This window comes from Rhizobium sp. 268 (genome assembly GCF_036571585.1).
Taxonomy (GTDB): domain Bacteria; phylum Pseudomonadota; class Alphaproteobacteria; order Rhizobiales; family Rhizobiaceae; genus Rhizobium; species Rhizobium redzepovicii.
This window is the reverse complement of record NZ_JAPPSO010000001.1, coordinates 644648-658989: the sequence shown is the minus strand read 5'-3', so window position 1 is coordinate 658989 and position 14342 is coordinate 644648. Positions and strand designations below refer to the sequence as shown.

The window sequence follows — 14342 nt, the reverse complement described above, 5'->3', positions numbered from 1 at the left end:
TTTTTGTAGCTCTTCGCGTTTAAGACGTATATCCCAAGATTTCGGGATCGGAGGCATCGAGGTAGGAAGAGTGGGAATGAACAACGCCCCGGCAATTCCCTTTCATGCCGGACCGGAGCTGAGCCGGGCGATCAACCGCACCGATTTTTTCCGGCTGCTGAAGTCGGCGGCACAGCACTACAACTTCGACAATTTCGCGCTTGCCCGTATTTCCGAGGCGTCTGCCCCTTTCGGGGAACGCGATATCGTCATCACCAATGTCGCCGAACGGCGTGTCGGCCTTTTCATCACGACGTTGAAGGAAGCGCTCGGGACCGTCCGGGCAAAGTCCGCCCAGTTTCTGGCAACGCCGGTTCATGGCAGGAGCGTACGGCCGGAAGATTATCGCTCGGATCTCGTTTTCAATGAGTTCCTGAGCGGCGTCTTTCTGTTCATCCCGCTGTTCACCCCCGAAGGGCGGCGCTATTGCCTCGTCCTCAGCGGCGAGCGTCAGGAGCCGGATCAGAGCGAGATCGCCGATATGCTTCTCGACGCGATGCGCATTTTCGACAAGCTTTATGAGGAAATCCTGACACAGGAAATGTCCGGGCGGCTCACCCAGCGCGAGCAGGAAATCGTCAAATGGACGAGCGAAGGCAAGACGTCGGCTGAGATCGCCATCATTCTCGGTCTTTCCGAACATACGGTCAATTCGCACATCACCGCGGCTGCGCGCAAACTTGACGCCGTCAACCGCGTTCACATGGTGGCGATCGCCTTGCGGAACGGCTTGGTCACGTGAAGCCGGTTTCGGGATTGGGGAAATTAAGTCGATGATCACCGAAACTGTGCGAAAGAATGCCGTGAAGGTTCTCTTCGTCGACGACGAATTCATCGAATTCCGTGCGCTCAAGAAGAAGATCGCCGATCTCTCCGAGCCGGCCGTCGAGGTTGAATATTCGCCATCGATCGGTGACGCGCTGGAAAAGATCCGCTTGGCGCGTTTCGATCTCATCCTGCTCGACAACCGCCTGCTGCCGAACGCCGATTTCCGCGAAACGGTGCCGGAACTGCGCGGCATCGGCTTCACCGGCCCGATCGGCGTCGTCTCGACCGACATATCGGGCGGCTATTTCCAGGAATTCCCCGATTACGGCGTCGATTTCCGCATCGGCAAGGACGAAATCGACGCCCAGACGCTGCAGCACATCATCCGCGAATATGTGAATTATGACGTCCCGGATTTCTGGAAGGACGATTACAGCATCTGAAAAGACGCACGCTTTCAGATGCATGTCGCCTGGTAGTGTGCAGCGGTTCCGGGATAACGACATGCATCAAAACAAAGAACTAAAGCGCGTCGCATGAATCAAGTTTGACGCGGCGCGCTTTAAGCTCAGGCGACCGGAAGGCGGATGAGGAAGCGGCTGCCGCTTTGATCCGAATGTTCGAGGCTGAGATCGCCGCCAAGCGCTGCCAGAAACTCTCGCGCCGTCGTCAGTCCGAGGCCGGCGCCCGGCACCGTTCCCGCCTTCGGCAATTTCCAGAACGGCTCGAAGATCCGCTCCCGATAGGCCGGATCAATGCCCGCCCCATTGTCGGAAATCCGGATGAACCAATTCGCCACCTCCCGCTCCGCGCTGATGACCACATGAAGCGGCGCTTCGCTGCGATAGGTCAGCGCATTGATCAGCAGATGCCGCAGCACTAGGCCGAGCAGGGCGGGATCGCTCCGGAGCGAGGGCAGACCCTGGCTTTCCAGTGTCGCATCGGAAACCGCGGTTTCATCGGTCAGTTCGCCCCAGACATTTTCGGCCAGCGCCTGCAGATCGACCTCTTCGGGCGTCACCTGAGGTGCTCCACCGGCAAGGCTCATCAATGCCTTGGTCAGGCGCTGCGCGGCTTGCGCCTTTTCCATGATCATCCGGAGGCTCTGAAGCTGTTCGCCGTCGAGCGTTCCCTCGAGATCGTCGAGCAGCAGTTCGGCATACATGGCGATATGGCGCAGCGGCGATTGCAAATCGTGCGAGGCGGTTGCGAGAAAACGCTTGATGCGCTCCTCGCTGCTATCGTCCACTTCCGGTCGTCTCGTCGGGTTTGATGACATTTGGCGGTTTCCCCGATCTCTGCTGCTAGCGCCCCACATCCTATCAGACGCGCCACGGGCGCGGTAATCCTTTGAATCGCTGCAGGATTTTATCCTTGCAGTCATCGACAATAGAAAGAGGGCGCCGGCTCTGCAACCGGCGCCCTCTTCAAGGATGTGTTAACAGGCGGATTTTAGCTCGCCGACTTGCGCGGGCGGCCCTGTTCCGGCGGGATGATTTCGACGGCGCCATCGGTTGCCGCTGCCGCCTTGGCATGGCGGCGGCGCCAGTCGCCGAGGAAGAGCAGGATCGGTGCCGCGATGAAGATCGACGAGGCGCCGGCCACGAGAATGCCGAAGACCATCGGGATTGCGAAGCTCGAGACGGCGCTGCCGCCCCAGATCGCCATCGGCACCAGGGCGAGGAAGGCCGTCGCATTGGTGTAGAGGCTTCGTGCCAGGGTCTCGTTGATCGACTTGTCGATGATCTCGCGCAGCGGCATCGACTTGTAGAGCCGCATGTTTTCACGCATGCGGTCATAGACGACGACCTTGTCGTTCACCGAGTAACCGACGAGCGTCAGGATGGCGGCGATGGCCGTCAGGTTGAAGTCGAGGCCGGTGATCGCAAAGAAGCCGATCGCCTTGGTGACGTCGAGCACCAGCGTGACGATGGCGCCGACGGCAAACGGCCATTCGAACCGCACCCAGATATAGATGAGCATCGCGAGGCTGGCGATCACCACCGACAGGATGCCGGCCCAGGCAAGCTCGCCGCTGACCTTCGGCCCGATGACATCCGTGCCTTCGACGGTGGCGGTCGGATCGATCTTGGCGACTTCGGCCTTCAGCTTGGTCACCGCTGCCGTCTGCGCCTCTTCGCCGCCTTCCTGCCGCTGGGCGCGAACCAGAATGCTGCTTTTGTCGCCGAAGGACTGCAGCGTGATTTCGCCGAGGCCGAGACTATCAAGACCTTCGCGGAACTTTGCCAGATCGGCGACCCCTTGGGTCTTGACGGACATCTGGATGCCGCCGCGGAAATCGACGCCGTAGTTGAGGCCGGGGTGAATGAAGAGCACGACGGAGGCGATCGAAAGCAGCGCCGACACGGTGACGCCGAAGAAGCGTGCCTTCATGAACTCGATGTGCTTGTCATAAGGGCTGAACGGGATCAACGGCCGGATATTCAGCACCTTGAACTTCCGACGGCGGGTGATCTCGATCATCGCAACGCGAACGAAGGCGACCGAGGTGAACATCGAGATGATCAGGCCGAGCGCCATGGTCACGGCAAAGCCGCGAACCGGGCCGGAACCGAAAAAGAACAGGATGGCCGCGGCGATCAGGGCCGTCATATTGCCGTCGATGATCGTCGAATAGGCACGATTGAAGCCGGTATCGATGGCGGCGAAGGCGCCCTTGCCCTTGCGGGTCTCTTCACGAATACGCTCGTTGATGAGGACGTTCGCATCGACCGCAAGGCCGATGCCGAGAACGATACCGGCAATGCCCGGCAGCGTCAGCGTCGCACCGACCAGCGTCAGGGCCGAGAAGGTCAGGATCGTGTGGATCAGCAGCGCGATATTCGCCAGCACGCCCCAGGTGCCATAGAGAACGAAAATGAAGACTGCAACGAGGATAAAGCCGACGATGCCGGAATAAATACCCATCTTGATGGCATCGGCGCCGAGGTCGGCGCCGACGGTGCGTTCCTCGATGACCGTCAGCTTGGCGGGCAGGGCGCCGGCGCGCAGCATGGCGGCAAGCGTCGTTGCGCTGTCGGCCGAGAAGTTGCCGGAGATCTGGCCGGAACCGCCGGTGATCGGCTCGCGGATGACGGGCGCGCTCAGCACCTTGTCGTCGAGGACGATAGCGAAGGGATTGCCGACATTCTGACGGGTGATATCGGCAAAACGGCTGGCGCCGGCGCTGTCGAAGCGGAAGCTGACGATCGGCTCATGCGTGTTCGGGTCGAAGCTGACGCGGGCGTCGGAAAGCCGGTCGCCGGAGAGTTCGACGCGGTCAAGCACCGGATAGGTCCGGCCTTCATCGTCCTTCAGCATGGTCACGCCGGGGCCGGGCTGGTTGTTCGGCGACAGCATATGGAACGACATCTTCGCCGTGGAGCCGAGAAGCTGGCGCAGCCGCGTCGGATCCTGTGCGCCCGGCAGCTGCACGAGCACGCGATTGGCGCCGATGCGCTGAATGGTCGGCTCGGAAACGCCGACCTGGTCGACGCGCTGGCGGATGACTTCAAGGCTCTGCTGGACGGCGTTGTCGACATTGGCGGAGATGCCGGCCTTGGAGAAGCCGATGGTAATGGTCGCTCCGTTCGCTATGACATCAAGATCCGACTGGCCGGCGCTGAGGCCGGTGCTGATCGGGTTGGCGAGCGTCTTGAGGTCGGTGACGGCAGCATCGCTCTGCGTGGCATCGGTCAGCGTCACGACGATTTGGTTCTGGCTGCGGACGACGGCCTTCGGCTGGATGCCCTTTTCGCGCAGCACGCGACGCGCATCCTGAAGCAGCGATTGCAGCCGCTCCTTGGTCAGATCCGCCTCGTCGACTTCCAGAACGAGATGCGAGCCGCCGCGAAGGTCGAGACCGAGCGACACCTGTTCATGCGGCAGCCATGCCGGCACGCGCTGAAGGACAGATTGCGGCAGGACGTTAGGCAGGGCGATCAATAGGCCGATCAGGATGATCACCGTATAGGTGAACACCAGCCATGGTGAAGTACGCATGTTGTATTCCTTAGATAATCGAGGGCCGGCGCTCGGGCGCTGGCGGCATGTCGTCAGATGTCGGAAGCGCCTCGGCGCAAACGTCAGGCAGCGACCGGCGGTCCGCGCGGTTGATGGGTCCTGGAGATCGCGGCATGACGCGGAGCATCAAATGCCGGAAAGGCGGCTGCAATGGTCCAGCCGGCGAGATCGACATCCGGGGCAGCGGCAAGCATGGGCGATCCGCCGTCATGGGCCGCCTGCTTCGGCGCAAGCCGGCGCTCGGTGGCAAGCACGCCACGCACGGCATCGCGCGCGGTCAGCTGCGGCGGCTGTGTATCCCGGCCGGAAGAGGAAAGCGTATTGACGGCGGCAGCCGGCGAAATGACCAGATTGCCGCCGACGAGCAGGCCGATATAGGCAAGGATGGCGACAAGCAGGGAAGCGGCGACACGGCTGGTCAGATGGTGCTGATCCAGCTCCACCTTCTCCGTCCCGGCGATGTCACTCCCGTATCGGCTCAAAAGCGCGCCAATCTCTCATTCTTTTGGCGGCGGAGGCTCATCCGCCGCAATAATTGTATCAGGCCCATGCCCGTCTTCATAGGGCACACTGTCATGATGCACTTGAGCGAGCCGGTCAACCATGCCAAGCGCGATTTCACGCTCGCCCATGATGACGGTGTCGGCGCCATAGTGCTTCAATTCATCGACCTCGGCATCGGAATGGGCGCGGGCGACGATGAGGATCGACGGATTGACGCTCCGCGCCTGCTCGGCAATGCGGCAGGCCTCGAAGGCGTTCGGGATGGCGATGGCGATGCTGCGGGCGCCGGAAAGATTGGCGAGGTCGAGGGTTTCCCGCATCACCGCATTGCCCATCAGGGTTTCGACCCCTTGCGCCCTCAGCTCGCCGATGCGCTTGTCGGAATCCTCGATGACGAGAAAAGGTGTGGCTGACGATTTGAGATTCTGTCCGACGATGCTGCCGACCCGCCCGTAGCCGACGAGAATGGCGTGGCCGCGGAGAGCAGTCGGGTGCACCTCGTCGTCTTCGGGCTGCACCTCTTCATGAGCGACCGCCGCATCCGCGGAGGGGGCGGATTCCACCGCGGCTTCCTCTCTTTTTGCGCCTTCTAGCATCGGCCGCATGCGGTCGCAGAGGAAGAACAGCAGCGGATTGAGGATGATCGAGATGATGGCGCCGGCCAGGATCAGATCGCGGCCTTCCTCCGGCAGCAGCCCGAGTTCGACGCCGAGGGCGGCGAGAATGAAGGAGAATTCGCCGATCTGGCCAAGGCTGGCCGAAATCGTCAGCGCCGTGCCGAGCGGCTTCTTGAAGGTGAGCACGATCAGCAGGGCGGCGACGGATTTGCCGATGACGATGATGAAGATGGTGGCGAGGATCGGCAGCGGCCTGTCGATCAGGATGTTCGGATCGAACAACATGCCGACCGAGACGAAGAAGAGCACGGCGAAGGCGTCACGCAGCGGCAGGCTTTCCTGGGCGGCGCGATGGCTGAGTTCGCTTTCGGCAAGCACCATGCCGGCAAAGAAAGCGCCGAGCGCCAGCGACACGCCGAAAAGCTTGGCCGCGCCGAAAGCGACGCCGAGCGCGATCGCCAGCACGCCGAGCCGGAAGAGCTCGCGCGACCCGGTATGGGCGATGCGGTGCATCGTCCAGGGAATGAGCTTGCGGCCGAAGACCAGCATCAGCGCCACGAACAGCGCCACTTTCACCAGCGTCATGGCGATCATGCCGCCGATGCCGAGATCGAGCCCGAACAGCCGGTTCAGTCCGGCCGAGAGCGGCTCGACCGGCGCGTGACCCTCACCGCCGATGCTGGCTGCGGCCGGGATCAGCACCAGCGCCAGCACCATGGCGAGATCCTCGACAATCAGCCAACCGACGGCGATCCTGCCGCGCTCCGTCTCGACCAGGCGCCGCTCCTGCAGCGCTTTCAACAGCACCACTGTGGAAGCGACCGAAAGCGCCAGGCCGAAGACCAGGCTGCCGCCGGTCGGCCAGCCCAAGAAGGCACCGAGCCCCCAGCCGAGCAGTGTCGCAAAGGCGATCTGGGCGATCGCGCCGGGCACGGCGATGCCGCGCACCGACAGCAAGTCCTTGAGCGAGAAATGCAGCCCGACGCCGAACATCAGCAGGATGACGCCGATTTCGGCAAGCTCCGGAGCCAGGCTCTGATCCGCCACATAACCCGGCGTATGCGGGCCTACCAGAACGCCGGCAATCAGATAGCCCACCAGCGGCGGCATGCGCAGCCGATGGGCAAACGCGCCGAAGATGAAAGCCAGCACGAGGCCGCCGACGATTGTCGAAATCAAGGGCGTATCGTGCGGCATTGCTGTCTCCCGATCTGGAAATCCCGTTTATAATGTGACATATATGGTTTATATCGACCAATATGGGCAAGTTGTAATCATGGGTCAAGGCGCAAGGGAAACAATTCTGACCCCGGCTCTCTGCCGGGCGGCGCGCGGCCTGCTCGACTGGACCCAGACCGATCTTGCCGAAAGGGCGGCCGTCTCCCGCAGCACCATCCGCGATTATGAGGGGCGCCACCACGACATCCACCGCGCGACGGAGGCGCAGCTGCGCCTCGCCTTCGAGGAAGGCGGCGTCAGATTCGTCGAGATCGAAGGGGCGGGCACCGGCCTCTGCCTGCCCACGGCATAATTTCCTAAAGCGCGTCGCGATTTTCAGATTCGCTCCTTGCGCTTTAGCTGTTCGTTTTTACGCATGTCGTTGCGGCAAAGGCGCTTCGCGCTTTGCCTGGGAAAACCGCGGCACGGGTTTGCGCGACAGGCTTTAAATCGGAATCGATTGGCTCAGGGTGCCAGGCAGGCTGCGGCGACCTTGTAGACGGAGAGCGACTTGCCCTTGTAATAGCCCTCGGTCGGCTGCCAGTTCTTCAGCACCTCGGGCGTCTCGGAGGCGCAGCTGAAGGGCCCGATCGTCAGGTAAAGCACCTTTCCGGGGATGTCGGCCGGCAACGCGAATTCCTGTTCGTAATAGCTCTCCGGAAGGCCGGCGGGCGCCCGTGCATAGATTCTGTAGGGCGCATCGCGCAGCGTGTAGAAAAGATCGGCGACCATGTCGCGATCGTCGGTGACGATGATGTCGGTGCCGGCCTGAGCCGCGAGTGCGGCGGTCTCGCGGCTGACCTCGGCGCGGCCGAGATAGCGCTTCATCACTTCGTCGCCGTTCGGCAGCAGCAACTGCTGCGGAAAGATCGTCGCCAGCGGAAAGAGCAGGCTGGCGATGCCGTTGATGCCGAGCGACAGCCGCAGGCCCTTCGGCCACATCCGGTAAAGCAGCCAGACGGCGAGGATGGTGCCGGCGACATAGGCGGTCACGGCCCAGTTGGCATAGGCCTTGGCGACCGTTGCCTGCAGCGTGATCAGCACCACCACCGGCATCGACAGCCAGACCAGCATCTTTTCCCGGTCGTCGCTCCTGCCCCTGATCATCCGATAGACCGCCCAAAGCATCGCAAAGAAGATGATCGGCCCGACGACGCCGAACTGGGCGGAGAAGAATTCAAGCCCGCGACGGAGATTGATGCCGAGATCGCTCCAATGGGCGATATCCTGCGTATGCCGCACCGTCGTATTGTTGTGCTGCAGGTTCCACCAGAGGTTGGGCAGGGCGACGACCGCCGCGACCGCAACCGCGACGATGAAATCCCGGATGGCGATGCGCGCCGCCGGAATGAGGAGGAGGGCAAGCGCGCCGCCCGGAACAACGAACAGCACCGCATATTTCGTCAGGAAGGCGAGGCCGACGCCGAGGCCCATGACCAGCGCCAGCCCGACCGAGCGCCGCTGTGTCAGGCTGAAATAGGCAAGCAGGGTGATCGCGATGAAGAACAGCAGGATGACATCGGTCGAGAAAAACACCGAAGAAAGCGCCACACCCGGGAGGGTAATATAGGCGGCGCCCGTCCAGCCTTCGATCTCCGGGCCGACGAAACGCTTTGCAACCTTCATCAAAACAAGTGCCGCCGCCATGTGGATGAGCGGCCCGGAGAGCCTGATCCAGTAGATGGCGTCGGAGCCGGAAAGCGCGGTCATCGCCCGGATTACCCAGGCGATCATCGGCGGCTTGGAATAATAGCCGAGATCAAGATTCTGCGCCCAGAACCAGTACTGCGCCTCATCGACGAAAAGGTCCGTCCGGTCGAAAACTAGCGTGACGACGCGCCAGAGCGTGAAGCCGAGAACGATGAGAAGACCAGATCTGGGGGACATGAACCACGTGTTCCGCTGACATGAAAGGCGCCAGTGCGATACACCAAAGGTGCCGGACTGCCAACGGGCAGGGAGGGGTTTTAGAAAACCCGAAGCGCGCTGATATCGCGGTTTGCGGCGAGAGAATCGAGGCGGGCGACGGCGGCAAGCAGCGTCATTGCAATCAAGCAGGCACCCAATCCGAGAACAATCATTGCTCTGTCCTTGTCGACGTCATGTCTTGGTTATCGACCGGCCTATAACATGGAGCTTGCGTGTGCCTTGTAGCAGCCGTGCAACTCCGCCGCAGTATTTGCTGCAAGCGGCCTTGAATTGCTTCAAAAGCCGGCAATGCGAAGGGCTTATTAACCTTCAAGCAAGGAATTAACCATAAACATTGGTTTACACGTCGGAATGGGAAGATGCACTCGTTCCCACCAGGCATGACGCCGTCCCGCCGTACCGGGTTGATCCGGTATCCATCTCTTCAGACAGCTCCGAAACATAGCTGATCAGGGGGCTTCGACCCGCCGGTTGTAACCGGTGGTGAGAACCGTCTCGAGGCTTTGCGTTCTCTGGATGCTGCGAAAGTTTTTAACCAGGCATTCGCCTGGACAGTGGGTCGGGGACAGGCGTTGAGGCAGGACATGCCATCAGAACAGGCTCGTGGAGCACAGGCAGGCAGCTTGCGCGACCGCCTGCGCTTTGCCGGCCTCGATGCCGACCAGTGCGAGCTGGTGCGCCGCAACCGGCCGTCCCTCGAAGCGCATCTGAAGGCAGGCCTCAGAGATCTCTTCCACAGGTTCCAGTCTTTCCCCGACGCGGCGCGCAATTTCGACAGCGAGCGCCAGGTCGAGCGCCTGCATGATCTGCAGTCCTCGCATTGGGACGTGCTGACGGATGCACGGTTCGATAGCCTCTATGCCGAACGCGTCAAAGTTCTCTCCGATACCGAAAGCAAGATCGGCCTCGATCCGCGCTGGCACGTGGCCGGCCACGGCGTCATGCTGGAGCATGTCGTTTCCGGTCTCGCCGAGGAAATTGCCGGCCGTCCGCTGCTGCCGTCGGCCAAGCGCCGCACCCGCGAAATCTCCGATCTGATGACGGCGATCATCCGCCTCGTCATGGTCGATGTGGAAATTGCCGTCTCGCTGCGCTTCAATGCTCAACGCGCCGCCGAGAGCCGTGCGCTCGCCGATCAGCGCGCCGACAACGAAGCCGAGATCGTCAGGATCTTCGGCGATGTCATCGAAGGCCTTTCCGCCCGCGACCTGACGCGGCGCGCGCCGGTCGACGGCGCCCATGCGGCGACTGCCGCCGCGCTGAACGGCGCACTGGATGGTCTCCAGGCAGAGTTTACTGCCATCACCGAACGCACGTTGAAGGCCGAAGCGGCGACGGGTTCGCTTGCCGGCCTGTCCAGGCAGTTCGCCGGCACGGCGTCCGGCCAAGCCGACCGGCTGCAGCTTTCCGCCGCCGCGCTTGCCGGCATCGCCGCCAGCGTTCGCGACGGGGCCGCCGACAGCCGCGCCGCCGAGCAGGCCGCCGCCTCGACGCGCGCCGCCGTCGAGGAAAGCGGTGAGGTCGTCGGCCGCGCGATCAGCGCCATGGCCGATATCGAGCAGTCGGCCGAAAAGATCGGCCAGATCATCGGCGCGATCGACGAGATCGCTTTCCAGACCAATCTGCTGGCGCTGAATGCCGGCATCGAGGCCGCCCGCGCCGGCGATTCCGGCCGCGGTTTTGCCGTCGTCGCCCAGGAGGTCCGCGCGCTCGCCCAGCGTTCGGCCGAAGCCGCCCGCGAGATCAAGACGCTGGTGACGACGACCAAATCGCAGGTCGATGCCGGAGTGCAGATGGTCGGCCGCACACAGGATTCCATCGGCAGCATCGTGCGCCAGGTTACCGACATCAATGCCGCCATCGCCGGCATCGCCACCCGTACCGGCGAACATGCCGCGAGCCTGGATAGCGTGACTTCAGACGTCAAGGGTCTGGGCGGCGAAGTGGCAGGCAGCGCCGGCCTTGCGGAGCGCTCGGCCGAAGGCGCCGACCACCTCCATACCGTCATTGTCGAGCTCGGCCAGACGATTCGCGAATTCCGCATCGCCCGGGAAAACGCCAATGCCGGGCGCCCGGCGCCGGTTCGTGGGACGCCGCCGCGCGCCATCGAAGCCGCCGCCCGTCCGGCAGTGGCCGAGGACGACTACGAAAATGATGATTTTAGCCTTCCGCAGCCTTTCGCAGGCGTCGGAGGTGGGCGGAATGTTTACTAACCTATCGGATGATTGCCTCAGCTCGTCCGCTCGAGCCGGGGACAAGGGGACAAGGAAAAGCTGATGGTAGCAAAGAAGAGTGGCAAGACGCTGGATCTGACAGCGGTGCTCGACCTCAACGAGGCTTCCGCCTTGCGCGATAAACTCCTCTCCCTCAGGGGCAGCGGTCTGTCGATCGACGCTTCCGGCGTTGAACGGATCGGTGCTCTGTGCGCCCAGGTTCTGATGTCCGCCGAGAAGACCTGGGAGCAGGACAAGCAGCCATTCACCTTTTCCAAGGTGTCCGACGCATTTCAGAAAACCATGCAGCTGGTGGGCGTCAATATTGATCACCTGCTTGCCAAGGAGATTCGGCAATGAAGAAAAAAGTTCTTACCGTGGATGATTCCCGCACCATCCGAAACATGCTTCTCGTGACGCTTAACAATGCCGGCTTCGAGACGATTCAGGCGGAAGACGGCGTCGAGGGTCTTGAGGTTCTCGAAGAGTCCAATCCTGACGTCATCGTGACCGACATCAACATGCCGCGCCTCGACGGCTTCGGCTTCATCGAAGGTGTCCGCCGCAACGAGAAATATCGGGCGATCCCGATCCTGGTCCTGACCACCGAAAGCGACGCGGAAAAGAAGAACCGCGCCCGCCAGGCTGGCGCCACCGGCTGGATCGTCAAGCCTTTCGACCCGGCCAAGCTGATCGATGCCATTGAGCGTGTAACCGCTTAAACCCAGGATTTGCTCCTATGGATATGAACGAAATCAAAGAGATCTTTTTCCAGGAGTGCGAGGAACAGCTCGCCGAGCTGGAATCCGGTCTTCTGAAAATGAATGATGGCGATCGCGATCCGGAAACCGTCAATGCGGTGTTCCGCGCCGTGCATTCGATCAAGGGTGGCGCCGGCGCCTTCGGCCTTGATGATCTGGTCGCCTTCGCCCATGTTTTCGAGACCACTCTCGATTGCGTTCGATCCAATAAGCTTGAGCCGACCCAGGACGTCCTGAAGGTGATGCTGAAGTCGGCCGACGTGCTCGCCGACCTGACGAATGCTGCGCGCGACGGCGGCAGTGTCGATGAAAGCCGCAGCCGCGGTCTCGTCAAGGAGCTCGAGGCGCTGGCCAACGGTGAATTGCCGTCTCCCTCGGCATTGGCCGAGGCACCGGCGCCCAAGGCCGCCGCAAAGCCCGCCGCCGCTCCGGCGCCGGCTCCCAAGCCGACCGACGACAGCGGCTTCCAGCCGGTCCCCTTTTCCTTCGACGATTTTGGCGGCGAGGGCGATGCAGGCTCCGGCATGCCGGCCTATGAAGTCATCTTCAAGCCGCGCTACGAACTCTATTCCAAGGGCAATGACGCCACGCTGCTACTGCGCGACCTCTCGCGCCTCGGCGAGATGACCATCTATTGCAATAGCGATGAGTTGCCGGGCCTCGATGAACTCGATCCGGAAGGCGCTTATTTCTTCTGGAACGTCACGATCAAGACGGACAAGGGCGAAGACGCCATTCGCACCGTCTTCGAATTCGCCGAATGGGATTGCGAACTGACGGTGAAGCCGGTCGAGGAAGCAAGGGCTGAGGCGACCAGCAACGACGAACTGCCGATGGTGCCGGTTCCCTTCGATCTGTCGATCCTGGACGAAGCGGGTGCTGCGGAAGACGTTTCCGGCACTGCGGCAGCCGAGGCCGCCACTGCCGTTGCCGCCGCCGAGACCGCTTCCAACGTCACGCAGATGGCCGCCGCTGCCGCCCGCGTCGAAAAGAAGGAATCGGCAGCCGCCGCAGCAGCCGCCGCAAGTGCTGCTGCCGCCCAGAACAATGCCGCCGGCGCCGGCCAGACGATCCGCGTCGATCTCGACCGTGTCGACCGCCTGATCAACCTCGTCGGCGAGCTGGTCATCAACCAGGCGATGTTGTCACAGAGCGTCATCGAGAACGACACGACTGGCACCTCCTCGATCAACATGGGCCTGGAAGAGCTGCAGCAGCTCACCCGCGAGATCCAGGACTCGGTCATGGCGATCCGCGCCCAGCCGGTGAAGCCGGTCTTCCAGCGCATGTCGCGTATCGTCCGCGAAATCGCCGACATGACCGGCAAGTCGATCCGTCTGATCACCGAAGGTGAAAACACCGAAGTCGACAAGACGGTTATCGACAAGCTGGCCGAGCCGCTGACCCACATGATCCGCAATGCCGTCGACCACGGCATCGAAACGCCGGAAAAGCGCGCAGCCGCCGGCAAGAACACCGAAGGCACGGTTCGCCTGACAGCCAAGCACCGTTCGGGACGCATCCTGATCGAGCTTGCCGACGACGGCGCCGGCATCAACCGCGAGAAGGTCCGCCAGAAGGCGATCGACAACGACCTCATCCCGGCCGATTCCAACCTGTCGGACGAGGAAATCGACAACTTGATCTTCCTGCCGGGCTTCTCGACGGCCGACAAGATCTCCGACATCTCCGGCCGCGGCGTCGGCATGGACGTCGTCAAGCGTTCGATCCAGGCGCTCGGCGGCCGTATCAACATCACCTCGAAGCCCGGCCACGGCTCGGTCTTCACCATGAGCCTGCCGCTGACGCTCGCCGTCCTCGACGGCATGGTGGTCACCGTCGCCGGCCAGACGCTGGTCGTGCCGCTGACCGCGATCGTCGAAACCTTGCAGCCGGAAGCCTCCGCGATCCACTCCTTCGGTGCGAACCACCGGCTGATCTCGATCCGCAACAGCTTCTGCCCGCTGGTCGATGTCGGCCGCATCCTGAACTTCCGCGCGACCCAGGCCAACCCGGTCGAGGGCGTGGCGCTTCTGGTGGAATCCGAAGGCGGCGGCCAGCGCGCCCTGATGGTCGACGCCATCCAGGGCCAGCGCCAGGTGGTCATCAAGAGCCTGGAAGCCAACTACACCCATGTGCCGGGCATTGCCGCCGCCACCATTCTCGGTGACGGGCGCGTCGCTCTCATTCTCGATGTCGACGCGGTTGTCGGCGCCTCGCGCGGCCAGTCGCTCAAAGCAGAAATGTCGTTAGCAGCGGTAGGGTAAGGG

General features: G+C 62.4%; 12 protein-coding genes. 7 read left to right on the top strand and 5 right to left on the bottom strand.

Features of this window, described 5'->3' with window-relative positions; translation table 11 throughout:
• The first annotated feature begins 76 nt into the window (after window positions 1–76).
• Both OS035_RS03390 and OS035_RS03385 read left to right on the top strand, forming a co-directional pair.
• Complete coding sequence (locus tag OS035_RS03390; RefSeq protein WP_097623856.1) at window positions 77–781, top strand: helix-turn-helix transcriptional regulator; 705 nt, start codon at window positions 77–79, stop codon at window positions 779–781.
• A gap of 31 nt (window positions 782–812) precedes the next feature.
• Entirely contained in the window at window positions 813–1250 is a 438-nt protein-coding gene (locus OS035_RS03385; RefSeq protein ID WP_097623857.1) for a response regulator, read from the top strand.
• A 125-nt stretch (window positions 1251–1375) separates the two neighbouring features.
• Here OS035_RS03385 and OS035_RS03380 read toward each other — a convergent pair whose 3' ends face one another.
• The 4 genes from OS035_RS03380 to ybaL all read right to left on the bottom strand — a co-directional run bounded on the left by OS035_RS03380 (window position 1376) and on the right by ybaL (window position 7148).
• Window positions 1376–2086: a sensor histidine kinase gene (locus OS035_RS03380; protein ID WP_097623858.1), complete on the bottom strand. Its 711-nt coding sequence runs from the start codon at window positions 2084–2086 to the stop codon at window positions 1376–1378.
• Between the two features lie 173 nt (window positions 2087–2259).
• Window positions 2260–4809, bottom strand: coding sequence for a protein translocase subunit SecD (gene secD / locus OS035_RS03375; protein ID WP_097623859.1), 2550 nt, complete (start codon window positions 4807–4809; stop codon window positions 2260–2262).
• 83 nt (window positions 4810–4892) lie between these two features.
• Window positions 4893–5273: a hypothetical protein gene (locus tag OS035_RS03370; protein WP_097623860.1), complete on the bottom strand. Its 381-nt coding sequence runs from the start codon at window positions 5271–5273 to the stop codon at window positions 4893–4895.
• 54 nt (window positions 5274–5327) lie between these two features.
• Complete coding sequence (ybaL, locus tag OS035_RS03365) at window positions 5328–7148, bottom strand: YbaL family putative K(+) efflux transporter (RefSeq protein WP_097623861.1); 1821 nt, start codon at window positions 7146–7148, stop codon at window positions 5328–5330.
• 34 nt (window positions 7149–7182) lie between these two features.
• Here ybaL and OS035_RS03360 point away from each other — a divergent pair, with 34 nt between their 5' ends.
• Window positions 7183–7482, top strand: coding sequence for a helix-turn-helix transcriptional regulator (locus OS035_RS03360; protein WP_183777205.1), 300 nt, complete (start codon window positions 7183–7185; stop codon window positions 7480–7482).
• 152 nt (window positions 7483–7634) lie between these two features.
• Here OS035_RS03360 and OS035_RS03355 read toward each other — a convergent pair whose 3' ends face one another.
• Window positions 7635–9056, bottom strand: a complete 1422-nt coding sequence (locus OS035_RS03355; RefSeq protein WP_097623862.1) for an ArnT family glycosyltransferase — start codon at window positions 9054–9056, stop codon at window positions 7635–7637.
• 626 nt (window positions 9057–9682) lie between these two features.
• Between OS035_RS03355 and OS035_RS03350 the strand changes: the two genes are divergently transcribed.
• The 4 genes from OS035_RS03350 to OS035_RS03335 all read left to right on the top strand — a co-directional run bounded on the left by OS035_RS03350 (window position 9683) and on the right by OS035_RS03335 (window position 14339).
• Entirely contained in the window at window positions 9683–11311 is a 1629-nt protein-coding gene (locus OS035_RS03350) for a globin-coupled sensor protein (RefSeq protein WP_331813362.1), read from the top strand.
• A gap of 63 nt (window positions 11312–11374) precedes the next feature.
• Window positions 11375–11671 carry an STAS domain-containing protein gene (locus OS035_RS03345; protein WP_003588585.1) on the top strand — a complete coding sequence of 99 codons (297 nt, stop codon included), beginning with the start codon at window positions 11375–11377 and terminating at the stop codon, window positions 11669–11671.
• Entirely contained in the window at window positions 11668–12033 is a 366-nt protein-coding gene (cheY1, locus tag OS035_RS03340) for a chemotaxis response regulator CheY1 (protein ID WP_003570362.1), read from the top strand. The genes OS035_RS03345 and cheY1 overlap by 4 nt, the downstream gene beginning before the upstream one ends.
• A 17-nt stretch (window positions 12034–12050) precedes the next feature.
• Window positions 12051–14339 carry a chemotaxis protein CheA gene (locus OS035_RS03335; protein WP_097623864.1) on the top strand — a complete coding sequence of 763 codons (2289 nt, stop codon included), beginning with the start codon at window positions 12051–12053 and terminating at the stop codon, window positions 14337–14339.
• Window positions 14340–14342 lie beyond the last annotated feature (3 nt).